18 protein-coding genes are annotated in these 22,118 nt (G+C 61.5%); 10 read left to right on the forward strand and 8 right to left on the reverse strand.

The window, feature by feature from the left end; all coding sequences use genetic code 11:
• Positions 1-25: 25 nt before the first annotated feature.
• From lon to ACFMO7_RS17020, 4 genes are all read left to right on the forward strand, one after another.
• Entirely contained in the window at positions 26-2,632 is a 2,607-nt protein-coding gene (gene lon / locus ACFMO7_RS17005) for an endopeptidase La (RefSeq protein ID WP_376796757.1), read from the forward strand.
• 534 nt (positions 2,633-3,166) lie between these two features.
• The gene (locus tag ACFMO7_RS17010; protein WP_376796679.1) at positions 3,167-3,733 is read left to right on the forward strand and encodes a DUF4870 domain-containing protein; all 567 of its coding nucleotides are present in this window, start codon (positions 3,167-3,169) and stop codon (positions 3,731-3,733) included.
• A 296-nt stretch (positions 3,734-4,029) separates the two neighbouring features.
• Positions 4,030-4,605, forward strand: a complete 576-nt coding sequence (locus ACFMO7_RS17015) for a DUF4870 domain-containing protein (protein WP_376796680.1) — start codon at positions 4,030-4,032, stop codon at positions 4,603-4,605.
• Positions 4,606-4,991: 386 nt separating this feature from the next.
• A complete protein-coding gene (locus ACFMO7_RS17020; RefSeq protein ID WP_376796681.1) occupies positions 4,992-5,624 on the forward strand; it encodes a DUF4870 domain-containing protein in 633 nt (210 codons plus the stop codon).
• Positions 5,625-5,857: 233 nt separating this feature from the next.
• Here the strand turns inward: ACFMO7_RS17020 and ACFMO7_RS17025 are convergent, their stop codons facing one another.
• The 7 genes from ACFMO7_RS17025 to ACFMO7_RS17055 form a co-directional block, all read right to left on the reverse strand.
• Positions 5,858-6,271, reverse strand: a complete 414-nt coding sequence (locus tag ACFMO7_RS17025) for a MerR family transcriptional regulator (protein WP_376796682.1) — start codon at positions 6,269-6,271, stop codon at positions 5,858-5,860.
• Between the two features lie 471 nt (positions 6,272-6,742).
• Positions 6,743-7,741, reverse strand: coding sequence for a DnaJ C-terminal domain-containing protein (locus ACFMO7_RS17030; protein WP_376796683.1), 999 nt, complete (start codon positions 7,739-7,741; stop codon positions 6,743-6,745).
• 407 nt (positions 7,742-8,148) lie between these two features.
• On the reverse strand, positions 8,149-8,856 hold the full coding sequence (locus ACFMO7_RS17035; protein WP_376796684.1) for a nucleotide exchange factor GrpE: 708 nt from the start codon (positions 8,854-8,856) through the stop codon (positions 8,149-8,151).
• A gap of 292 nt (positions 8,857-9,148) precedes the next feature.
• Positions 9,149-10,162: a segregation and condensation protein A gene (locus ACFMO7_RS17040; protein ID WP_376796685.1), complete on the reverse strand. Its 1,014-nt coding sequence runs from the start codon at positions 10,160-10,162 to the stop codon at positions 9,149-9,151.
• Between the two features lie 246 nt (positions 10,163-10,408).
• Positions 10,409-10,990: a hypothetical protein gene (locus ACFMO7_RS17045; protein ID WP_376796686.1), complete on the reverse strand. Its 582-nt coding sequence runs from the start codon at positions 10,988-10,990 to the stop codon at positions 10,409-10,411.
• Positions 10,991-11,006: 16 nt separating this feature from the next.
• Positions 11,007-11,738: a site-2 protease family protein gene (locus ACFMO7_RS17050; protein ID WP_376796687.1), complete on the reverse strand. Its 732-nt coding sequence runs from the start codon at positions 11,736-11,738 to the stop codon at positions 11,007-11,009.
• Between the two features lie 237 nt (positions 11,739-11,975).
• Complete coding sequence (locus ACFMO7_RS17055) at positions 11,976-12,896, reverse strand: MBL fold metallo-hydrolase (protein ID WP_376796688.1); 921 nt, start codon at positions 12,894-12,896, stop codon at positions 11,976-11,978.
• 243 nt (positions 12,897-13,139) lie between these two features.
• Between ACFMO7_RS17055 and ACFMO7_RS17060 the strand changes: the two genes are divergently transcribed.
• The 5 genes from ACFMO7_RS17060 to ACFMO7_RS17080 all read left to right on the forward strand — a co-directional run bounded on the left by ACFMO7_RS17060 (position 13,140) and on the right by ACFMO7_RS17080 (position 19,019).
• Positions 13,140-13,916, forward strand: coding sequence for an LppX_LprAFG lipoprotein (locus tag ACFMO7_RS17060; RefSeq protein ID WP_376796689.1), 777 nt, complete (start codon positions 13,140-13,142; stop codon positions 13,914-13,916).
• 46 nt (positions 13,917-13,962) lie between these two features.
• On the forward strand, positions 13,963-15,789 hold the full coding sequence (locus ACFMO7_RS17065) for an MFS transporter (RefSeq protein ID WP_376796690.1): 1,827 nt from the start codon (positions 13,963-13,965) through the stop codon (positions 15,787-15,789).
• Entirely contained in the window at positions 15,786-17,045 is a 1,260-nt protein-coding gene (locus tag ACFMO7_RS17070) for a hypothetical protein (RefSeq protein ID WP_376796691.1), read from the forward strand. The genes ACFMO7_RS17065 and ACFMO7_RS17070 overlap by 4 nt, the downstream gene beginning before the upstream one ends.
• 56 nt (positions 17,046-17,101) lie before the next feature.
• The gene (locus tag ACFMO7_RS17075) at positions 17,102-17,782 is read left to right on the forward strand and encodes an alpha/beta hydrolase (protein WP_376796692.1); all 681 of its coding nucleotides are present in this window, start codon (positions 17,102-17,104) and stop codon (positions 17,780-17,782) included.
• 544 nt (positions 17,783-18,326) lie between these two features.
• Positions 18,327-19,019, forward strand: a complete 693-nt coding sequence (locus ACFMO7_RS17080; RefSeq protein ID WP_376796693.1) for a tryptophan-rich sensory protein — start codon at positions 18,327-18,329, stop codon at positions 19,017-19,019.
• Positions 19,020-19,199: 180 nt separating this feature from the next.
• Here the strand turns inward: ACFMO7_RS17080 and ACFMO7_RS17085 are convergent, their stop codons facing one another.
• Positions 19,200-20,921 (reverse strand): ABC transporter substrate-binding protein, encoded by a 1,722-nt coding sequence (locus ACFMO7_RS17085; protein ID WP_376796694.1) that lies wholly within the window; start codon positions 20,919-20,921, stop codon positions 19,200-19,202.
• Positions 20,922-21,287: 366 nt separating this feature from the next.
• On the opposite strand from ACFMO7_RS17085, the gene ACFMO7_RS17090 reads away from it, so the two are divergent.
• Positions 21,288-22,046, forward strand: coding sequence for a cysteine hydrolase family protein (locus ACFMO7_RS17090; RefSeq protein ID WP_376796695.1), 759 nt, complete (start codon positions 21,288-21,290; stop codon positions 22,044-22,046).
• Positions 22,047-22,118 lie beyond the last annotated feature (72 nt).

Here is a 22,118-nt window from a genome sequence, read left to right on the forward strand (position 1 = left end):
ACGCCCATCGGTAGAGCCGGAGCCAATAGAGGTTTATCCGCTGGTAGCGCTGAAGAACAGGGTCGTCTTCCCGCGCACGCGCATCTCCCTGGCGATAGCTCGCGAGAAGTCGGTGCGGGCTGTCGAGGAGGCGCTGTTACGTGCTGACCGCATGCTGGTCACGGTTGCGCAGCGTTCGTCGGAGATTGAAGATCCCCAGCCTGCGGACCTCTATGGCTGTGGTGCTCTGGTTGAAATTGTCACCGTTCATCGTCAGGCCGATGGGAGCCTGCAGGTGCTGCTCAATGGCCTGCGCCGTGTGCGCCTGCTGGAGTTTCAGGACCTGGAGCCGTTCATGCGGGTGAGCGTAGAGGTGCCGTCTGAGCCGCAGGTGCAGGGTCCCCAGGCCGATGCTTTGGTGCGCCATGCCACCAATCTCTTCGAGCACTACGCCCAGCTCAATCGCCGCTTCTCGGTCGAGGATATCAACTCGATCGTGGCCATTAAGTCCCCGGCCCGCCTTGCCGATATGCTGGCTGCCCATGTGGTGAGCGATGTTGTGCAGCAGCAGGATCTGCTGGAGACCTTCGATCCTCTGGCGCGTTTGGAAAAGGTCTGTGTCTTCATCGGCAATGAGATCGAGATTCTTGAGCTGGAGTCGGTGATCCGCAACCGCGTGCGCTCGCAGGTGGACCGTTCGCAGAAGGAGTTCTACCTGCGGGAGCAGTTGCGGGCCATTCAAGAGGAGTTGGGCATGGAGACGCCTTCGGAGGCCGATGAGCTGCGTGAGCGCTTGCGGCAGAAGAATCTGCCTCCTGAGGCGGCGGCCAGGGTGCGCAAGGAGATCGATCGTTTGGAGCATATGCCCCCGCAGTCGGCTGAGATCGCCGTCGTGCGCTCGTATATCGACTGGATGCTTGCTCTGCCCTGGAACGAGCGCACGGTGGATAGCTTCGATCTGGAGCGCACGCGCCGCATTTTGGACGAGGATCACTACGGCCTGGAGAGCATTAAGGAGCGCATCATTGAGTTTCTGGCGGTTCGCCAATTGCGCCTGCAGCGCGCCAGCGAGCAAGGTCAGCCCCAGCGTGGCAGCCAGGGGCAGATCCTCTGCTTTATTGGCCCGCCAGGGGTTGGGAAGACTTCGCTGGGCCAGTCGATTGCCCGCGCTCTGGGGCGCAAGTTTGTGCGCATCGCCCTGGGCGGAGTCCACGACGAGGCCGAGATCCGCGGGCACCGTCGCACCTATGTCGGCGCTTTGCCCGGGCGTATCATCCAGTCGATGAAGTCCGCCGGCGTCCGCAATCCGGTCTTTCTCCTCGATGAGATCGACAAGCTCTCCGCGGAGTATCGCGGTGATCCGGCGGCGGCTTTGCTGGAGGTTCTCGATCCCGAGCAGAATTCCCAGTTTGTGGACCACTATCTGGAGGTCCCTTACGATCTCTCCGAGGTCTTCTTTATCTGTACCGGCAACGTTAAGTATCAGATTCCTCGCCCGCTGGCCGACCGCATGGACATCATCGATGTGCCGGGCTACATGTTGGAAGAGAAGGTCAACATCGGCCTGCGCCATCTGCTGCCAAAGGTCCTGGCCGAGCATGGGCTAACGCCGGAGCAGCTTAAGATCCCGCGCTCCGTCATGGAGCGCATAGTGACCGACTACACGCGCGAGGCCGGTGTGCGTAATCTAGAGCGGCAACTGGCAACGATCTGTCGCAAGGCTGCGCGCCGTATTATTGCTCGCCCCTCTACCCACCTCCGCCTGACCACTTCCTCGCTCGAACACTACCTCGGCATGCCCCGCTACTCGACGCCCCCCCTCAGCATGCGTATGCAGGTTGGGGCGGCAATGGGCCTGGCTGTGACCGAGAACGGCGGCATTCTCCTGCCAGTGGAGGTGGTGACGATGGCGGGCAAGGGCGATCTACTGATCACGGGCCAGCTCGGCGATGTGATGCGCGAGTCGGCCATCGCTGCTCTCTCCTACATCCGTTCGCGGGCCACCGAGCTGAATATCGATCCCAACTTCCAGGACGTCACCGATTTGCATATCCATCTGCCGGAGAACGCTATTCCCAAAGATGGCCCCTCGGCTGGAATCACGATCGCAACCGCCCTGATTTCGGCTCTGACTCGCCGCCCGGTACGTGGCGATGTGGCCATGACCGGCGAGATCACCCTGCGCGGCCGGGTGTTGGGAGTTGGCGGCCTGAAAGAGAAGATTCTGGCCGCCCATCAGGCCGGCCTGCGCCATATTGTGGTGCCGGCTGAAAATAAAAAGGATCTGATGGAGATCCCGGCCCGCATTCGTCAGCAGATCCGCTTTACTCTGGTGGAGACGATGGATCAGGTGATTGCGGCGGCCCTGGCCGAGTCTTCCGCTCTGGAGGCTGAGGTCGAGAGCGATAGTCATACGCTGACGGAGCCGCGTCCTTTGCACGTTGATGAGCGGGTGCCGGCTTCGCGCGGACGCTCGCGCTCGCGCCACGCCGCTCTTGAGAATCGGCGCCTTGAGGAACAGCTCCGCCAGGGAGAGGAGTCCCAAGAGCAGCCGTCGTTAATTCTCCCCGCTCAGGACGATCAGGCTGCCGATATGCCACAAGCGCAACTGGGCGCCCGCGCCGCTGATGAGCTTCCCGACGGCGAAGCCTGAGCTGGTCCTCCCTCGCTGCCTCTGGCCCCGACCAGGAGCTGGCAACATGGGCCGAGATTGATCCTCCAGGAAGCTCACGATGGGACGTTTACTTTTAGTGGAAAGGATCTCTGCGCGGCGCTGAGTTGGCCAGGCTAGCTAGAGGGAATGGCGGCCCGTCCCATTCTGGTGCCGTGTCTGCCTGCAAACCGGTAATCATACCGAGGTACAGATCCATCTGGTCTCCCTTGGGGCGTCTGCTTAGCAGAGGCGGCTGCCTTCAATCGGCAGGCAGCACAGTGCCAGGCCGCCAGTTAAGCCGATGGAAGTCGAGGAGAGACAGGCGATCGGAAGACAGTTGCCTTGGTCTGGTGCCGGACATGAGGATCGCCCTCTGGTGAGGGATCGCTAAACGCTGCTCCGCTCCAGCAAGGGCTACCTGGGGAGCTGTGTTCCCGCGATTGCCCGCTCGCTCCTATGGGGATAGCGATAGCGCGGAGTTTCCTGAGATTATAGAGTTCTCTCCGAACGAGAGAAGAAAGAGGGGCACTAACGATGAGCTGGAATCCCACTCCTGGACAGGACCCCAGTCAGCCGGGTAGCGGCCAGTACGAAGGCTACTCGTCGCAGCCGGGTGGGGCCTATGGCCCTCCTCCGAATAATCCTTATGGCGCTTCTCCCCAAGGCACCGGCTATGGCCAGGCTCAGTACGGCCAACCACCCTATGGCGCAGCCGGGGCGGCGGCCAGCACTCTCGGCCCTACCTCGATGGGTATGGATGCCAATATGGCTGCCGGCCTGAGCTATCTCGTCGGCTGGATCACCGGCCTGGTTTTCTTCCTGGTTGAGAAGCAGAATCGCTTTGTGCGCTTCCATGCCATGCAATCCATCATCTGGTTTGGTGGCTTAACCGTTCTCTTCGTGGTCCTGAGCGTCTTGGAGATGATCCCCTTTGTGGGGCTGATCCTCTTCTGCCTGAGTGGGCTGCTCGCTGTGCTGGGGATCGTTTCCTGGGTGATTCTCCTGGTGATGGCTTTCCAGGGAAAGTACTTCAAGCTGCCGGTCGTCGGCGACTATGCCGAGCGCTACGCCGCTACGCCGCCAGCCGGTACCGGCCTCTAAGTTCGCCCGCTCCCTAACAGGCTGGCCGATTGACTGGCCGCCCGAACCGCTAGACCCTGGCGAGCGGAGAAGGAGAGATCGCCAACCCTCTTCTTCTCCGCCTTTCTCCCTCCAGGGAACCCTCACCAGCAGCATCAGATGGCATAAGGACATACCTCACTCAATCGCTGCCTGGCTGGCACCGGCCAGCCCTGTCCAATCAAGTCCCCTACAACTCTGGCCGTTCCCTGTGCGTAATAACATAGTGAGAGGAATGAACAGAGGCATTTTCATCATCAAAGAGTGAGCGCAGAGGGATGAGCTGGAATCCAAATCCACCCGAACCGACCCAGTCGCCTTACGATGACCCCTATCAGCCGTATCGGGGCTACCAGTATGGTCAGCACTATAGAGGCGGCTACAGTCAATACGATCAACAGCAGCAGCAACAGCAGCAGCAGTATCGCTATGGCCAGTGGAGAGGGGGGAGCTTCTCGTCGAGCGAGAACGCGGCCATTGCCGCTGAGGCCAATGCTCCCACTTCCTCCGGCTTGCCCGCCAACGTGGCGGCAGCCCTGGGCTATCTGCTCTTCTGGATCAGCGGACTGATCGTTTTCATCACTGAGAAGCGCAATCGCTTTGTGCGCTTCCATGCCATGCAGTCGCTGCTGCTCTTTGCTCTGGTCACGCTGGTCATGATCGCGCTGCGCATCATAGGATTCATACCTGTGATCGGAGCGGTGGCTGGTGCTCTCGGAACCTTGATTCAATTGGTGGCAACCCTGGGTTGGGCGGCACTGATCGTCCTCTCCTTCCTGGGTCGCCATATCCGGCTGCCCATCATTGGGGACTATGCCGAGCGCTATAGCGGCCCCGCTGGTCCTGGCTTTTAGGCGGATCCGAACGGCCCGCCAGCAGCGTGGGACTGCTTCACCTCGCCCGTTCAGGCGAAAGGAGACCGCCTGCCGGTGAGCCGCTCGCGGGGGCCGTCTGGGACGCCAGCGCCAGCAGATCTCTGGTCGGGCCGGTCTCTGGTAATCTGGGGCCTTGGGGGCTGCCGCGACCTCTCGGAAGTACAACCCGTCTCTGGCCTCCCACGTAATATGAAGGACGGCGGATCTCGAACTGGTGTGGTATCCAGCCACTACCCGCGGTCCTACGTCGATCCTGAGTGCGGCGCGCTCCTGGGGAGGCGGCCAGAATCCGCTTCTTCCTTCCCAGAGCTGCGTCGACTCCCCTGATTGCAGAGAAGGCAAGAGAGCAGGAGTGGTGATTGCCTATGAGCTGGAATCCGAACCAACAGCCGGCGCCGGGGCCTGAGTCTCAACAGCCACAGCAGCCGAACCCTGGCTATGGGGGCTATGCGGGATATGGCAGCTACCAGCCAGGGTCAGGCGGCCCGACCTACGGCTATAATCCCTACGGACAGTCGCAGCAGCAGCAACAGCAGCAATACTATAGATATCAACCGCCATCCAGCGTCACGCGAGCCGCCAGCGTCTTCGACCCCACTACGCTGAAGATGGATGCCAAGAACGAGGCCCTCCTCAGCTACCTGTTCTGGTTTTTCAGCGGCATCCTCATTTTTCTGCTGGAGAGGAAGAATCGCTTTGTGCGGTTTCATGCCGCCCAGTCGATCCTGTGGTTTGGGGGGCTGACCCTGCTCTTTGCCGTAGTGAGGACCATCGGGCTGATCCCCTTCTTAGGGACCATCATTCTGGCCCTGCCCATCAGTTGTGCCACTGGCGTGATCCTCGTCGTTGGCGGACTCTCCTGGCTCTTCCTGATGGTGATGGCCTATCGTGGCTCCTACCTCAAGCTCCCGATCGTGGGAGAGTACGCGGAGCGCCTGGCAACGCTCTTTATGAAAAAGCCAGCCCAGCCTACTACAACGACGCCGCCCACGGCCTGAGATGGGCGAGAGAGCGCGAGAAGGCCCCTGGCAGATCGGACAGATCGGAAGAGGCGGACCCCGCGCGGAAAGGCGGAAAGCAGGTGTGGCGATCTGGCGACAGAACAAGCTAGGGCAGGGCAGGCGAACAGACAGGTTGCGCCCGTCGCTTCCGCGTCAGTCCCCCGGGACCTGAGCTGGCTGGGGCTGAGCTGAGGGAAGAGAACGGCCCTGGCAGGAGCGCCTGCCCTGCCTCACGAAGAAGAAGATGATGATGATGGAGATGATGGTGACGAGGGAGCAGACAATCCCTGCTGCAGGCGCTGGATGATCTCTTTGAGGCGGCGCGTCTCGGCCTCGTGTTGTTCGCGCAGGCGGGCGATCTCGCGCTCCATCTCCTGCTGCATTTGCTCCATGCGATCTTTCATATGGAGGATCGCCTCCACGCCGGCCAGGTTCACCCCCAGGTCGCGCATCAATCGCCGGATGTGGATCACGCGCTCGATATCCTTATCGGAATAGAGGCGTGGGCTGTGGGGGCTATTGCCCTTGCGAGCAGGCGTGATCAGCCCAAGGCGCTCGTAGTGGCGCAGGGTCTGCTCGTGCACCTGGGCTTTCTCCGCAGCGACGCTAATGATATACCAGGCACCATTCTCACGCTCCGGCACGGTACCTCCCTCCTTCCTTCCTAGTGCTCAGGCCGTGCCTGGCCGCTGCCCGGTCTGCTCTCTCTGGGCCTGCTTGCTGACGTTGGGAGCGAGCGAGTGGACGGGAGAGCAGCGGGCGAGCAAAGCTGTCTGGCCAGCCTGCCTTGCTCTTGCTACGTAAACGAATGTGCGCGTCAGTCACTCGGTTTGTTCGGGCGGATGATCGCTGGCAACGGCGACTGCACCGGCAGCGGTCGAGTCTTGATCTTTCCCTTCCTCTCGTCTGCCCGCCGTAGCCTGGCGAGCCGGAGAGTGAGCAGCCTGGCTAGATAGCCATTCGTTGATTTGACTATCCCCTGGCCTTGCGAGCTGCCCTCAGCTCTCCGCCAGTCTCTCTCTGGGCCGAGCGATGGATGGATGGATAGGGCCCGGACCGGGTGAGCCGGGACGAGCGGTCGGAAGGCGGATTGATTCCTCCTGGCTGGATGGGAATCAGGTGGCCGAGCGAACCTCGACGTTGCGCGTGCGGGCGAGCTGCTCGAAGAGCTGGCGCTCCTCGGCGGAGAGATGCATGGGTAGCACCACGCGCACGCGGGCATAGAGGTTGCCCTGGCCCTCACTGCGCAGGCGGGGCATCCCTTTGCCTGCCAGGCGGAAGAGCCGCCCGTTCTGAGTTTCCGGTGGAATTGTCAGCATCAGCTTCCGCCCATCGGGAAGCGGAACAAGCGCCTCACCCCCCAGCAGAGCCTTATAGAGATCGACATCGATATCCAGATAGAGATCATCGCCACGGCGCTCGAAGACCGGGTCCGGTTTGACGCTGATGATCAGGTAGAGGTCGCCACGCGGTCCGCCTCCGATGCCGGGCTGTCCCTCGCCGGCGACGCGGATGCGTGAGCCGTTGTCGACGCCGGGAGGAATCTTCACCTGAATTTTCTTGCTGCGCACGACCGTACCCTGGGCGCCGCAGGTGGCGCAGGCCCGTCCGTGGACCTCACCGATGCCTTGACAGACAGGACAGATCTCTGTCGACTGAATATTAAAGGTGCGCGTGCCACCGGTGTAGGCTTCGCGCAGCGTCACCTCGACCGGCTGCTCGATATTGTCCCCAGCGCGCCGGCGAAATTCCTGACGCGGCGCGCGGGCGCTGCGCCCAAAAAGCGCCTCGAAAAAATCGGAGAAGCCGCTGTTCTCGAAGTCCATTGTTGAGGAGCGCCCACTGCCATAGGGGTAGGAGCGCCGGAAGCCCGAGAAGCCGGCGAACTGGTCCTGCCAGTTGGGGCCGAGGGTGTCGTACTTGCGTCGCTTCTCCGGGTCAGAGAGCACTTCGTAAGCCTCGTTAATCTCCTTAAATTTCTCCTCGGCGAAGCGGTCCCCCGGGTTGACATCGGGGTGATATTTGCGGGCCAGCTTGCGGAAAGCCTTCTTAATCTCATCGGCGCTGGCCCCGCGAGAGACGCCGAGGATCTTGTAGTAGTCTTTGTATTCCATCTGCCCGCCCCTTTTGCATTGAGAGCTGCTGGCTCTAATGGCTCGCTTGCCAGCCTCTGCCAGCGCTTACTTGCTTGCTTGCGGAGCCACGACCTACAGACAGACCGGATCTGCCGCGCTCAGGAGGCCCTGTCAGGCTCCCGCTGGCCTGATGCCAGCCAGCTTTTGCAGGATCTGCCCCAACCTGGTGCGTCGATCAGGACGGAAGTGCAGGGAAAGGCCGTACACTTACTTACCTGCTTACTTTCAAGAAAGAGAGCGGATATGAACGCCAGCACAGCATGTCCCTGACAGAGTTGATTTCATCCTGGCCCGAGAGCGCCATTGGTTAGCTTAGCTTCGCTTATCTTGGGTTGGGTTAGGTTGGGTTGGCGGGATTGGCCTTTCCCCGACGATCTTGGCTCAGCTCAGGCCCCTCCCGGCTGCTCGCGCTCCTTGTTGCTGGCAGCCACCGTTACCTTCACGCGGGCGGGGCGCAGCGTTTCATCGCTCAGCTTATAGCCCTTGCGAACCTCCTCCACGACGATACCCTCTGGCTTCTCGCTGTCCTCAACGGCCTCGACGGCCTCATGGATATAGGGATTGAATTGCTCGCCCACCGTAGGCACCGGGGTCAGGCCCTCGCTGCGAATCAGCTCGTTCATCTGCCAGGCCACCAGACGCAGGGTCTGCTGCAGGCCCTGGCGGTCCAGGCTATCCTGATAGGCAAGCGCGCGATCGAGGTTGTCCATGACCTCGAGCAGCTTGTTGAGCAGGGCCTTCTTCTGCTGGAGAACGCGATCGGCGATATCGCGCTCACGCCGCTTGCGGAAGTTTTCCAGATCGGCGCGCTCGCGGACAAACTTGTCCCAGTTCTCACGGGCCTCCTGACGAGCCTGGGCGAGCTGGGTCGTCAGGTCGGCAAGCTGGGCCTCCAGTTGAGCAATGCGCTCCTCGAGCGTGGGGGCGGGCTGCTCCTCGGCTGCGACAGCGGGCGCCTCGGCTGACTCGGCCTGGCCAGCAGCGGGACTGGCTTCCGGCTGCTCCTTTTGGGTCGTCTCAGCCGCCGGCTCCGAGCTTTGGGGCGTTTGCTCGGGCTGCGGCCGCTCTGTGGTTTCCCTGGGTTCGTCCGTCATAATAACAACACTCCCCTCGTGCATGCGTCTTGAATCTATCTGGAATGGCGCAGGGCGCAGCTCCTCGCCGCACCCCGCCAGTGGTCCTCTTTTGTTTCTGCTCGCTTGCACGCTGGCAAGCGCTCCATCCAGGGTTTTTACTATTGTTTTAGTATAAACTTTGAGCCAGCTTCTGTCAAGTTAGTGTGCCAACAAGCCCGGAGCCGGCCGTATTGCCGCCTGACTGCTCTGAAAAAGAGGATGGGTCAGGAAGAGCCGTCAGAGAAAAGGCCGCCTGGCTCGGCGGGCGGAGCTAGTCGCCCTCGTCCTCGCGGGGAACGGCCTCCTGCCCATCCTCGCTTTCTTGCCAGCGCGGTCCGCGTTCGAGCAGAATCGGCCCGAAAAGGGTTTCCTGGCGGACGCAGATGCGCTCGTGTTTCCAGAGGTCGAGCATAGCCAGAAAGGTGACAACGATCATCAGGCGCGAGGCCTCCGGCTCCAGCAGCTCGCTGAGCCAGAGACGGGGAGCTGTTCGCAGGCGAGTGGTAATGACGGCGATGCGCTCGCTGACGCGTACGCGCGCCAGGGGGAGCACCAGGCCGGTGTTCCTCTCCGCCTCGGGGCGATTGCGGGTCTCGAGCAGGCGCCGAAAGCTGCGGGCGAGGGCCTCGACCTCCAGGCCGACCAGGGTGGGAGGGGTCCAGGCCAGTTGCGCCTCTATGCCGGCCAGCAGGCTGGAACGCCCGTAGGTCTGCAGACCCGCCTCCGCTCGCTGGCGCAGCACCGAGGCGATCTCTTTGGCGATCTTGTATTCCTTCAGATGACGCTCCAGCTCGGCGGCCATCTCCTCGGCCTGGCGGGCCTCCTCTGAGATCTCCTGACGTGGGTTGCGCGGCAAGAGGCTCTGCGATTTGATGAAGAGCAGACGGGCCGCAATGGAGACGAAAGCGGCCATATTGGCCAGGGGTAGCTCCTCTTCGCGCCAGCGGCGCAGGTAGGCCAGATATTGATCCGTGACGGCCACCAGGGAGATGGTTGTGATCTCCATCTGACGCTTCTCGATCAGGTGAAGCAGCAGTTCCAGAGGACCCTCGAAGACCGGCAAGCGGACAATGTAGCCGGTCTGAGGCAGCCCCCAGAGTTCGCTCGCTCCCTGCAGAGGAAAGGAAGCGGACGGCTCTTTGGCGTTCGCAGCCGGAGAGGCAGCGTGCTCGTGGTCTGGCCTGTGATCTCGAGTGCTCTCAGGTTTGAGATCATGGTTGACCGCGGTCTGAGGGAAAGTAGTTGCTGTCTGTGCGCCTGGCTGACGCTCCTTATCCTGTGTCATCGCTGAGAAACCTCGTAGGCGGTGGCCGCTGCTGTTAGCTTGCCGTCCGACACACGGCGGTGCCGGGCTGGATGGAATTGGGCCGGGCGAAACTGCCCGGTGCAGGCAGGCATTGGAAGACTCAGGGCAAGGCCAGTATAGAAGGAGATCGGAACGGGGTCAATGGCCGTTGAGCTGATCTTCCTGGAGACCGGCCCTGGTCTGCTGCGCGCTCTCCTCCCCAAGGCCGCAAGGCCGATGCGGTGCCTACGACCGCTCGTCAATGCGATGCAGCTCGGCGGCAGGCCCGTCTGGCTCATGGTGAGTGCGGATGTAGAGCACTGTTCGTTCGGAGAGGCCGGCCTGAGCTGCCAGGGTTGCCCCAATCTCGGCGTGCCACCAGGCGTAGCCCAAAGCCTGTTGCCAGCGGGGTAGCTCTGGCCGCGGGTAGACTGCCAGGCGTGCCAGCCAGCGTGGGGCGAGGCGTTTGCCGAGCACAATCACCGGCCGTGTCCAGAAAGGCACGCGCCCATTTCCCTTGCCCACATCGTGCAGAAGGGCGGCGATCAGCAGCTCGCGATCATGGCAGCCGGCTGCCTGCAGGCCGCGATAGACGCGCAGGCAATGGGCCTGGTCTGCCAGCGACATGCTCTCAAAAAGCGCGAGAGCAGCGGGGGGAAGCATCGCGCTCAGCTCGGCTCGCTCCAGGCTGCTCAGAGGACGAACGGGGCCGAGCTGGGTCCAGACCTGCTTGAGGCGATAGCCCACCCGTCCCACCGAGAGATGTCCCCTTGCTCGCCGCTGCCTGCCTGGGACCCGTTCCTGGCCGTTGTATTCTCCTTCCACCAAAGCGAGGCCCATCCGCTCAGAAGGTGTAGATTTTCTCGACATTGAGCGTCGTGAGGTTGGTTACCAGGCTGGCCAGGAAGAAGGCGCCATCGCGGATATAGCCAGGGATATGGGCCAGGAAAAAGTTGGGCATCCGGGCCACTTCAGCGGCGAAGGGAATGAGAAAGAAAAGCGCCAGGATGATCAGGGGGCCCCAGGGGCCGGAGCGGGCGAACTGGAGGGCCTGGCGCGTCGGCAGCAGAATGTAGACAATCTGATAGCCATCGAGCGGATAGACCGGCAGAATATTCAGGATGGTCAGAGCCAGATTGGTGCAGCCGAAGACCATCAAGAGCTGCGGGATGCGTAGCAGGATGGCGTTCTCCGAGACCAGAGGGTAGACGAGGCGCGCGAGCAGGGCAAAGATCAGGCCCAGCAGCAGATTGAAGACCGGGCCGGCCAGAGCGACCAGCAAGGGGCCGCTGGTACGTCCGCCGCGCAGCTTCCAGGGATCGATCTTCACGGGCTGGCCCCAGCCCAGGCCGACAGGCCCAAAGGCAACCGGCATAAAGGCCAGGATCAGACAAAGCAGTGTTCCCAACGGATCAAGATGGCGGCGCAAGCGCAGCGTATAGCGTCCCTCGATCCGAGGCGTTGGATCGCCGAGCCAGGTCGCCATCTGCGCATGAGCAAACTCGTGCAGCACAATGGCGATCAGGAATGAAGCGACGATCATCAACGCCAAAACCACATTGATTTTCGTCTCCATTGCTTTCCTCGTTGTCGATATCGGGTCTCTCTCGGTGCAGAGTAGATTCCGCAGAGGCTGGCGTTTGGCTTCAGATCCTTCGGGTCAGGGTGAAAGTCCGGTCCAGATCTCCTCTCTCTGGTGAGTGGGTCTGCGATTGCTCTATCCAGGGCATTCTCTGCTCTGCTCTTCTCTTCCCTCAGCGCTCAGCCTCCCTTGGGTGTTAGACTGACTGATACAGGATAAGCCTGTTTGGAATTAGTTGACCAGCAGGTCGATCTCCATTGCTTCACGTGCCAGGCGCACCCGACCGAACTGCTGACGGGTAGCCGACTCGATGCGCTCCAGCTTCTGATCATCGTAAGTTGGCTCATGATGGAAGAGGATCAGCTCGCGCACCTTAGCCAGGCGGGCCACTGTGGCCGCCATCTCGTAGGTACTATGGCCGAAGCCGCGCCGCGCATGGCGATAATCTTCGGGGGTATACTGAGCATCGTGGATCAGAAGATCGGCCTTTTCCAGGAAGGCCAGCATCTCGCTCTCGTACCGCTCTCCCCACTCCAGATCGGTGGCATAGACCACGCGCCGTCCGGCATGCTCGATGGCGTAGAGCAGCGAGCCATTCTGAGGATGGAGGGTTGTGAAGCGGGCGTGAACGCGAACCTCCATCGGCGGCGGAGGAAAGGCCCGCGAAGCCTGGCCTTCCTGCAGCAAAAGCGGCTGCTGGTGACCTGGTTTCCATACAATCCAGGTGTTGTCTTCCAGAGTGTGGAAGGCTCGCCGCGATGGCAACTGGCGAATATCGACAGGAAAGTAGGGTGGCGACATGATCGGTACGACAAGCCCTTCGAGGTCGCGCCCGGCCAGACGGGGACCAAAGAAGTCGATGCTGACCGTTGGTTCATAGAGAGGGGCAAAGAAAGGCAAACCGAGCAGGTGGTCACCGTGAGCATGGGTGATCAGCAAAGCGATGTGGAGCGCATTGCCGTTGCTGCGTCGCAGCAAGGAATCGCCCAGGGCGATAATACCGCTGCCAGCATCCAGCACCAGTGTGCGCCCGCTGGCGTCCACCTCGACGCAGGCCGTATTGCCTCCGTAGCGCAGCGTCTGCGTGCCTGGTACCGGGTAGCTGCCGCGTACGCCCCAGAAGCGAACACGGAAACGCGGCTTCTCAGCCATCAGTTGCTCCTTCGTGCCTGCTGACGTATTGCCTGTCGTTGCATGGTAATTATAGCTTGCGCTGCTCTCCTTGAAAAGGGCTGCCCCTCTTGAGCGGCAGGAATCCAGTCAGCAGAGCAAGCAACAGCTCTGGACGAGGGCGAGGCCGCAGGCCGAGAGGGGGAGAGGAGGGGTGACCGTCACCTTACCTTCAGCCGTCATAGCTGATACAATCCTTAGCAGAACGATAGGACGAGGCGGAGCATGCATCATCAGAAGAACCAGGTGTTGAACCGTATGGAGGCGACCAATGGCGTCGCCGATCATGGGAAGGCTGCCGGGGCGATGTGGACCCGGCCTGGGGATGTGTTGGCGCTGGTTATGGCCCTGGCCCTGCTGCTTATGCTGGTAGCCTGCGGTGGCAGCTCTGCCCCCGATGCGCGCCAGTTGCTCGCTGGGGCCCAGGCCGCCATGCAGAAGGTCCATTCCTACCATTTCAATCTCAAGGTCGAGCACGCCGGTAGCAGCGCTACCCTGGTCATTCAAAGCGCCGATGGTGATCTGGTCGTTCCTGATCGTCTCCAGGCCAATGCTGGGGCCCTCGTACTCGGCTCGCTGGTTCAGGTCAAAATCATTGTGGTGGGCGAGAAGCAGTATATGACCGATCCCATTACAGGTCGCTGGCAGGCCACCGCTGGGTTGCCCGATCCCCGGGTGCTCTCCGATTCGCGGACCGGTATTGCTGCCCTCCTGGCCCAGATTCGCAACCCGTCGACACCCAGCGAGAGCACTATCGATGGGGTGGCCTGCTGGAACACCACGGGCAAGCTCGACGCCAGCTATCTGCGCGGCTTGCTGGGCGACCAGGTGCGGACCGGCTCCCTGCTGGACGCCTCCGTCTGGATCGGCAAGAGCGATCAGTTGCCCTATCAGCTACGCCTGACCGGGGTGGCCGCCGATGGCGACACCAGCCAGACTGTGCGCACGTTGAAGCTGTCGAAATTCAACGAGTCGATTGTGATTAGTGCACCAGCCGTCTGATGGCCCCGAGGGCTGCTGGTGCCTCCTGACCGCTGGAGGTGTGTCGGTGCTCTCTCTCGCTGGCGTGAGCCACCGTCAGGGCGAGGCGCGCAGGCGCTGGCCGCGGCTGGCGCTGGTCTTCGTTTGCGCGGCTGTCTTCCTGACGGCTCTCGATCAAACAGTCGTGGTGACGGCCCTGCCTCAGATAATCACCGATCTGCAGATCCCCCTCTTGCAGATCGATCGTGCCTCCTGGATTATCAGCGGCTACTTGCTAGGTTATGTGATTGCCATGCCGTTGTTAGGACAGTTGGCCGATCGCTATGGGAGGCGGCGCCTGCTGCTCTTGTGTCTGGCGCTGTTTGCCCTGGCCTCGCTGGTCTGTGGCCTGGCCCCCTGGCTGGGAACGCAAAATGATCTGGCCTTCTTGCAGGCGCTCGGCATAGATACGCAATCGCCAGGTCTGGTCTGGTTGGTGGGGGCGCGCGTGCTTCAGGCCGCAGGAGGCGGCGCCGTCGTGCCAATCGCTATGGCCATCGCCAGCGATCACTATGGGGAGCGCGGCCTGGGCCCAGCCCTTGGGCTGATCGGTATGGTCACAGAGGCGGGGGGAGTCCTGGGTCCCCTCTACGGTGCCTGGATCACCCAGACGCTCGGCTGGAACGCCATCTTCTTCCTCAATCTGCCGCTGGTAGCCGGACTGATGGTGCCGCTGGCCTTCTGGCTACGAGAGCCGGGGCGAGCCTCGAAGGCGACAGAGCGACCGGGTGTTGACCTCATTGGGGCGGCCCTGCTAGGGGCTGTCCTGCTCTGCCTCAGCCTCGGTTTGGCCCAGGAGGCAACTCTCCTGACGACAGGGACAGGCCAGGCCAGCCTGCCAGCTCAAAGCGCGGCGGGAACCTCGGAAGCGCACGGTAATTCGGCCCTGATCGCTCTCTCGCTCTTCCTGCTGATCCTCTTATTGGTGATAGAACTGCGCTTACAGCGAAAGGGGCTGGCGGAGGTAAGCCGGGGGACAGGTGGGGCGGCCGGGCGATGGGGCTGGCTTCGGCTGCGGTTGCCGGGCCGCGGTGCGCCCGTAATAGACCTGCGCCTCTTTCGTCGCCTCTCCTTTGTGGCGACAGCCCTGGTCAGTCTGCTGGTCGGTGCCGCCCTCATCATTGCGATGGTGGACATTCCCATCTTTGTCGCGACGGTCTTGGGAGAGACGGCGATCTCCAGCGGCTTGGCCTTGCTACGTCTGACGGCCATGATCCCCGTAGGGGCTTTGCTGGGAGGGTGGCTGTGCGAACGCCTGGGAAGCCGTCCTGTGGCGGTAGCTGGACTGCTGTGCGCCGCGGCGGCTTTCTGGCTGATGCATCTCTGGCCGCTGCAGGTGGACTGGAACCAGATCACGCTCAGCACGGTCCTGGGAGGGTTGGGCTTTGGTCTGGTCATTGCCCCCATCGGAGTGATAGCCCTGGATGCAGCTCAGGAGGCGCGGGCCGGTCTGGCGGCCTCCCTCGTCACCATGCTCCGCATGGTTGGCATGATCCTTGGGCTGGCGGCGCTTACCTCCTGGGGCCTGGGCTATTTTCGTGCCCTGGCTGCCGCCTTTGTTCCTCCGCCTGGGACCACCCCCTTCAGCTCTGCCTATCTGCAAGCCTACACGGCCTATCTGGTCCGCGCGGCCCACACTGTCTATACCACCATTTTCCTGGTAGCTGGTATTCTCTGTCTGTTGGCCGTCCTTCCGGCTTTGGCTTTTCGGGAGAGCCAACCTGTGACCTTCTTCAAGCGTACTCCAGAAGAGGGGCAGGATTCTGCCCGACTAAAGACTGGTATAGCCCAGCCTGACCAGATTGAGAGCGGGGCCGTCCCGCCATCGGAGACAGGAGAAGGGAAGCACTTATGAGCAGAAATAGCCAAGGACCTCGCTGGTCACAAGAGCCGGAGGAGCCAGAAGAGGCGACCTGGCCAGCATTCGAGGAATTGCTACCAGGCCGACGACGGCCTCGCCGTTCCCGCGCTGGCTATAGTGGAGCCGAGGACTGGCGGACGGAGAGCGCGCAGCTAAAGCCCAGAGGGGCACGCCACTGGCAGGGGAGGCGAGCAGCTCAGGACGAGGTAGAGATAGAAGAAGAAGAAGAAGAAGAGGAGACAATCGAAGGGCAAGAAGACCTCCTGATGGTCGAGGAGGACAGGAAGCCTCCTTATGATGACCGACGAGTGGCGGCCTACCGACGCCGACGACGCCAGCGCCGCGGGCCAGCCTGGCTCTGGTGGCTCGGAGGATGCACCACAGCCATCCTCTTGCTGCTCATCGGCATTATGGTGGCCGTCTTTGCCGCTCTGCAGAGCGTCACTGGCAGCGCTCCCTTGCCGATTCCGGGACTGACGAGTGGTCCCTATACCCAAACAAGCCAGCAGACAATTCCTATCAACGACCTGGCGCAGCTCAAGGTCAGTAGCCAGATTGGCAGCATAGACATCGCCGTCGATCCCGACCTGTCCGTACCAGAGCTAACGATCATCAAGCATACTAAAGCCGGGGGACAGGACGAGGCCAATGAAGAGTTCAAACGTATCGCCGTTCAGGTCCAACCGGGGCCGACAAGCTTGCAAGTCACAGCGACATTATCGCAGAGCGAGAGCCTGAAAGGCTCCAGCGACAGCGTCGACCTCCGCTTCAGGCTGCCGGCTCAGGTCAATCAGAGCGCGACCCCTTTCCAGCTGAGCGTAGAGCTGGCGGTGGGAGACATCCACATCCAGGGCCTCAAGGGGGTGCTGGTCCTCAATGATGAGGTGGGCAACATTACCGTCGAAGGAGCAACCTTGAGCGATGGCAGCAGCCTGCGCACCGTCAACGGCCAGGTGACCTTCAATGGCTCACTCGACACCCGCACCGTGGTGGGTTCAGGCAAAGGACCGCTCTTTCAGATTCATAGCGAACTTGGTCAGCTCGACATTACGCTTCCTGCCTCGACCGCCGTTGTTCTGAGTGCCTATGTCAACAGCGGCAAAATTGTCAGCGCCTTCCCGATCCAGGTCAGTACCAATGCTGGCTCTGCCACCTACTATGGACCTCTCGTCCCAGGAAGTGGGCCGGCGCCAACAGCGGTCTTGCGGCTGGATGTCGGTACTGGCACTATCAACCTGCACAGTGCATAAAGTAGCATATCTGTAGCGGACACAAGATTCGTGCTATACTATCAGAGTGACGACTCTTGCTATGGGTAGCCCTTTATTTTCAGACTAGAAAGGCGGGGGATGTTATCGCACAGATCTTACACGTTGACATACCATCACCGCTGGGCCGTCTTGAGGGTATCCTGAAGCCCGAGGAAGCGGGCGTCAAACCACACTACGTTTCCCTGGTCTGTCATCCGCATCCGCTCTATGGGGGGACGATGGACAACAAGGTAGTCTTCAAGGTGGCCCAGATTCTTCAGGCATTGCAGATACCGGCGCTGCGCTTTAACTTTCGAGGAGTGGGGAGAAGCTCGGGCAGTTACGATGAAGGGAGAGGGGAAATGGATGACGTGCGCTATGCGCTGGATTTCCTCAGCCATCGCTATCCGGGCCTCCCGGTCATTCTGGCTGGTTTCTCGTTTGGCGCCTATGTGGGCCTGCGGGTAGGAGCGGTTGACGGTAGAGTGCGGGCACTGATCGGTCTGGGCGTGCCTGCGCGCAGCTTCGACGGGGACACGCTTCAGGGCTGCACCAAGCCCAAGCTGATCATCCACGGGAGTCGGGATGAAATTGCGCCCTATGCTCTGACGGCTCGCTGGTTCGAACAGTTACCGGCTCCTAAGACGATGATCGCAGTGGAGGGGGCGGATCACTTCTTCCAGGGAAGACTGGACGAAGTGCAGACGATTATCGCCAGCTTCGTCCAGACCCTGTGATAGCTGGCTGGGTGCAGGGGCCTGTCTCTCTATCGAACCTCGCCAGATCGATCGCGCCTCAGCTCCCCGTCCTCTGCTGGCCTGTGGGCCGATAGGCAACGGTGCCAGCCTGGAATGGCTGCCGTCTCGCTCGCGCTGCCTGCCTGGTTATCTCGGCGGATGAGCCTTCGCTCTCTCTGCCTCCTCTCTCGCACGTTCCCTCTTCGTCCTCGCTGGTCCATCCATTCTGGCGCGTCCTGGGCCTGATCCTGGCGGGACGAAGGGGCAAAGGCAAGCATCGCTGCTCATCTGACCCCTGGCTCACCGCGTTGCCTGGCCCGCGCCGCTCCTGTCTGCTCGGCGCCGCTGGGGGCCTGTGCCGCAAGCGAGTCGGCGCCGTCGTCTCTGGCAGCTTGCTTGCTGGGAGAGGTACAATAGCAGGCAGAGGAGCCGCCTGGTTCCCTGCTAGCTCTCCCTGGCGGGCGGACAGGTGCCGGGCGCATCCTGCAAGGTGAGGGAAGGGAGCAAGTCCCATTCCTGCGCGAACAGAAAGAAGGAGGCAAAGATGGCGCTCGCGCTCAACAGAGAGAGCAGGAAGGCAGAGGCCGACTGGCGCGCTCTTGCGGGAAGGTTCTTCTCTCGGGAAGAGGGCCGACCCTGGCGCTGGTATCACGGGCTACTCTTCTACGTGCTCGTCCAGGGGTTGACCTTTGCCCTGAGCGGCCTGGTCAACCGCTGGCAGGGGAGGAGAATCAGCAGTCCGGGGCAGCTTCTTGGAGACGTGGCTTATTTCGAGGAGCTGAAGCAATCGATCTTTGCCCCACCCGCCTGGGTCTTTGGCCCCGCCTGGACCATCAACAACCTGTCGGTCATCTGGGGACTGCTCCGTGTTCTTAACAAGCCGGCCAGCAGTCCGGGGCGCGGGACCTACCTGGCTCTGCAGGCCGCTTCCTGGCTCGATTACGTCATCTTCAGCGCTGCCTATTTCGGCCTGCGCTCGCCATTGAATGCCCTCGTGTTGACTTTGCTCATGCTGGGCCTGACGGTGGCGAGCGGGCTGGTAGCCCTGCTGCGTCTGCGCGATAGCCTGGTGGCGCTCTCGCTGGCTACGCTCTTTCTCTGGTTGCTGCTGGCCTCGACGGCAGCGGTCTTTCAGGCCCTGTGGAATCGCGATGCCTTCTATGGCCTGGGGCCTTTCGCCGAACCGTCGCCGCGCCTCTTGAAGGGGGGCCTGGCCGGGCGAGGAGGGAAGGACTGAGACAGGCAAAGTAGCCATAAAAAAGCCGGCCTGCCCAGCCGCTGAGCCAGCATGCGATCGGAAAATCGCTGCGGCCACGGCTGGCGGCCGGCTTTTGCTTGCCTGCCTGCACCAGGGTGTGTTGAGCTGGAACTCCTCCGGGAGCTTCTGCCTGGCGCTCAGGGACCGGTCAGGCTTGTCCTAGTGCTGAGCGATGTAGACGTTGGCCCACAGCTCAGGCGGGAAGAGGCCCTGAGCGTTGAACTTCATGCCGATCACGTAAGGCTTGAGCAGGCGCAAACCGATGCGCTGATCAAGCGAGAGCCAGGCCACATCGTTGACCAGTTGCTGCTCGGCCTGGTTGTAGGCCTGGTAGCGGGCCGGGCCGTTGTCCATGGCGTCAGCCGCCTCCAGATTCTGCTGGACCTGCTGCTGCTGAGCAGCATCGGTCGAGTTGTTCTGGCCGTAGTTGACCTGGTTGTTGGGAGAACCCTTGTCGAACTGGAGGGTCAGCCAGTCCTGCGGATCGGGGTAGTCAGCGATCCAGGCGATCGACCAGAAGCCGATGCCCTTGGGGTTCCCCACCGCCGCGTTCAGATCCTCGAGCAGCTTGTTAAAGTCGGTGGCCACAGGCTTCACCGTGATCCCGAGCACGCTCTGCCACTGGCTGGTCAGGGTCGTGATCTCGTTGGTCACGTCCTGCGAACCGGTGGGATAGTAGAGCTGCAGCGGGGGGAGCTGGGATGGGCTGGAGAGGTTCATCTCCTGGAGAGCCTGCTGCAGAAGCTGCTTGGCCTTGGTCTTGTCGCCCGCCGTCGAGGTGACGCCCGCCGGGCCGGTCAGGCTGGCGTTATAGCCTGGCATACCCTTCGGCACGATGTGGTATGTCGGCAGGCGGGTGTTCTTCCAGATGGCCGACATGATCTGGTCGCGGTTGATAGCCAGCGAGAGCGCCTGGCGGAAGTGGATGTTATCGAAGGGCTTGACCAGGTAGTTCATGCCCAGATAGTCGATCGAGAGCTGTGGCGTCTCGCTGTACTCGGCGGTCTTAGCCCGCGCCTCCTGGATGTTGGTGATGGGGATGGGCGTGATGTCGATCTTGCCGGTCTTATAGACCTGATAGGCCGTCTTCACGTCCTGATAGAAGGGCATGATGATCTGCTGCAGCTGCGGCTTCGGCCCATAGTAGTAGGGATTGGGCACGAAGACGATCTGCTTGTTGTGCTGGTAGGACTGCACCTTGAAGGGGCCAGTGCCGCCGCCCTCCTCCAGATGGTCGGTCCAGCTCTTGCCGTACTTCTCGACGATGCTCTTCTCCACCACGTAGGAGGTGGGGTAAGCCAGTGCATCCAGGAAGTAGGCAGCCTTCTTGTTCAGAACGATCGTGATCGTCTGAGGATCGGGCGTGATCAGGCTGTCGCCGATGATGGTCTTGATTTTGCCGGCGCCCAGCTTGTCGGAATCCTTGATCAAGCTCAAATAGCTACCAGCGACCGGCGACTTTGTAGCCGGCTGCAGGGCGCGATCGATGCTGTAGGCTACATCTGACGAGGTGACAGGTGTGCCATCGCTGAACTTGACGTTCGTTTTCAGATGGAACGTATACTTGAGACCGTCCGAAGAGATATCCCACGAGGTGGCAATCTCCGGCTGCACGTTGAGGTTCCCGTCCAGCGTCACCAACCCAGTGAAGACCAGGTTAATGGCGGTCGACGAAGGCAGGTCGGTTACCAGTGCCGGATCAAAGGTCTCGATATCCTGAACGCCAGCATTGGTAAAGATAAACTTCTGCTGGCTGGCAGGCGCCTTGGTCTTGGTGGTGGTCCCGCTCTGTCCGCCGCCGCCGCAGGCAACGACAAAGAGGGCGAGCACCCCAAGAAGCAGCAAGTGGAAAACGCCTGTGGTTACCTTCTGCTTCTTCATGTGCTTCATACTCCTTCCCGCACCATTCGAATATGTCATTCCCACAGTTTGCTCTCAGATGGCTGAAGGAGAAGCGTCCCCGGCGGATGTTGTTAGGTCAGTGACGACACTTGCTAGTGACAGGCACGCGGGGCAGCAACGAGGGAATGCGAGAATCCTGGCACCTGCTGCACTCCTTCCAGGCAGCGATTCTCTCCTCATTGACCCCTTCAGTAATACGTCACCAGTGCGGAAAACCTCACAGCGTTTTATTGCTCTGGCTTTGTTTTCCCAGGTAAGAAAGTGCTGTGACAGGGGATTGCTCACCAGCTCTCTCCTTCGCCTTCTGCGATTCCAGCGGCTCCTGGATGATACAATGATCACAAGATGCTAATCGGTTGCGGTGACTACCTGCCTCTGGTGAGCTTGATGGATCGCTACATCACGCCTGATTTTGCTGCTGTTGCTCTCATTGTAATCGACATGCAAAGAGATTTTCTTGATGGTCAACCGGCAGGTGTACCAGGAACGGCGGCAGTTGTGCCTCCCATTGTGCGCCTGCTGCAGGCTTTTCGCGCGGCGGAGCGCCCGATTGTTCATGTCGTGCGCATCTATCTGGCCGACGGCTCGAACGTGGACCTCTGCCGTCGGGCGGCGGTTGAGGGGGGAGCCTGCTGGGTGCTGGCTGGCTCGCCTGGCTGTGAGATCGTGCCCGAGCTGCTCCCCGATCGCTTCTCTCGCCTCGAGACCGAGCGCCTCTTGTCCGGTCAGGTCCAGTATCTCTGGCCGCGCGAGGTGGTCATCTACAAGCCGCGCTGGGGGGCCTTCTACCGCACTCCCCTGGAGGAATATCTGCGCCGCGCCCGTGTGTCAACGCTGGCAATCTGCGGCTGTAACTTCCCCAATTGCCCGCGCGCGACCCTCTATGAGGCAAGCGAGCGCGACTTCCGCCTGGTCCTGGTTGAAGATGCGGTCTCCGGCCTGTACGAGCAGGCGAAGCAGGAGCTGCGCGCTATTGGAGTCTCGATCTTGAGCAGCGCCGAGATAATCGCCCGACTGCAGTCTTCTGGCGCTGGCCCCGAGCCAATTCCCGCCGAGAGGGTCGAGGGTGGAGAGGCGAGCGACGAGCGCTCTGGGTCGCAGTAAGGAAAAGAAAGGGAGGGAGAAGAGAATCAAGGGGCTGCCTGGCTGGGCTGGCGGCGGAGGCGCCAGCTTCTG

This window comes from Thermogemmatispora sp. (genome assembly GCF_042408735.1).
Taxonomy (GTDB): Bacteria; Chloroflexota; Ktedonobacteria; order Ktedonobacterales; family Ktedonobacteraceae; genus Thermogemmatispora.

Bases quoted from the DNA above. Each gene is read 5' to 3' on its own strand.
- ACFMO7_RS17010 (WP_376796679.1), top strand. From the start codon at position 3,167: ATGAGCTGGAATCCCACTCCTGGACAGGACCCCAGTCAGCCGGGTAGC.
- ACFMO7_RS17015 (WP_376796680.1), top strand. From the start codon at position 4,030: ATGAGCTGGAATCCAAATCCACCCGAACCGACCCAGTCGCCTTACGAT.
- ACFMO7_RS17020 (WP_376796681.1), top strand. From the start codon at position 4,992: ATGAGCTGGAATCCGAACCAACAGCCGGCGCCGGGGCCTGAGTCTCAA.
- ACFMO7_RS17030 (WP_376796683.1), bottom strand. From the start codon at position 7,741: ATGGAATACAAAGACTACTACAAGATCCTCGGCGTCTCTCGCGGGGCC.
- ACFMO7_RS17035 (WP_376796684.1), bottom strand. From the start codon at position 8,856: ATGACGGACGAACCCAGGGAAACCACAGAGCGGCCGCAGCCCGAGCAA.
- ACFMO7_RS17040 (WP_376796685.1), bottom strand. From the start codon at position 10,162: ATGACACAGGATAAGGAGCGTCAGCCAGGCGCACAGACAGCAACTACT.
- ACFMO7_RS17050 (WP_376796687.1), bottom strand. From the start codon at position 11,738: ATGGAGACGAAAATCAATGTGGTTTTGGCGTTGATGATCGTCGCTTCA.
- ACFMO7_RS17055 (WP_376796688.1), bottom strand. From the start codon at position 12,896: ATGGCTGAGAAGCCGCGTTTCCGTGTTCGCTTCTGGGGCGTACGCGGC.
- ACFMO7_RS17060 (WP_376796689.1), top strand. From the start codon at position 13,140: ATGCATCATCAGAAGAACCAGGTGTTGAACCGTATGGAGGCGACCAAT.
- ACFMO7_RS17070 (WP_376796691.1), top strand. From the start codon at position 15,786: ATGAGCAGAAATAGCCAAGGACCTCGCTGGTCACAAGAGCCGGAGGAG.
- ACFMO7_RS17080 (WP_376796693.1), top strand. From the start codon at position 18,327: ATGGCGCTCGCGCTCAACAGAGAGAGCAGGAAGGCAGAGGCCGACTGG.
- ACFMO7_RS17085 (WP_376796694.1), bottom strand. From the start codon at position 20,921: ATGAAGAAGCAGAAGGTAACCACAGGCGTTTTCCACTTGCTGCTTCTT.
- ACFMO7_RS17090 (WP_376796695.1), top strand. From the start codon at position 21,288: ATGCTAATCGGTTGCGGTGACTACCTGCCTCTGGTGAGCTTGATGGAT.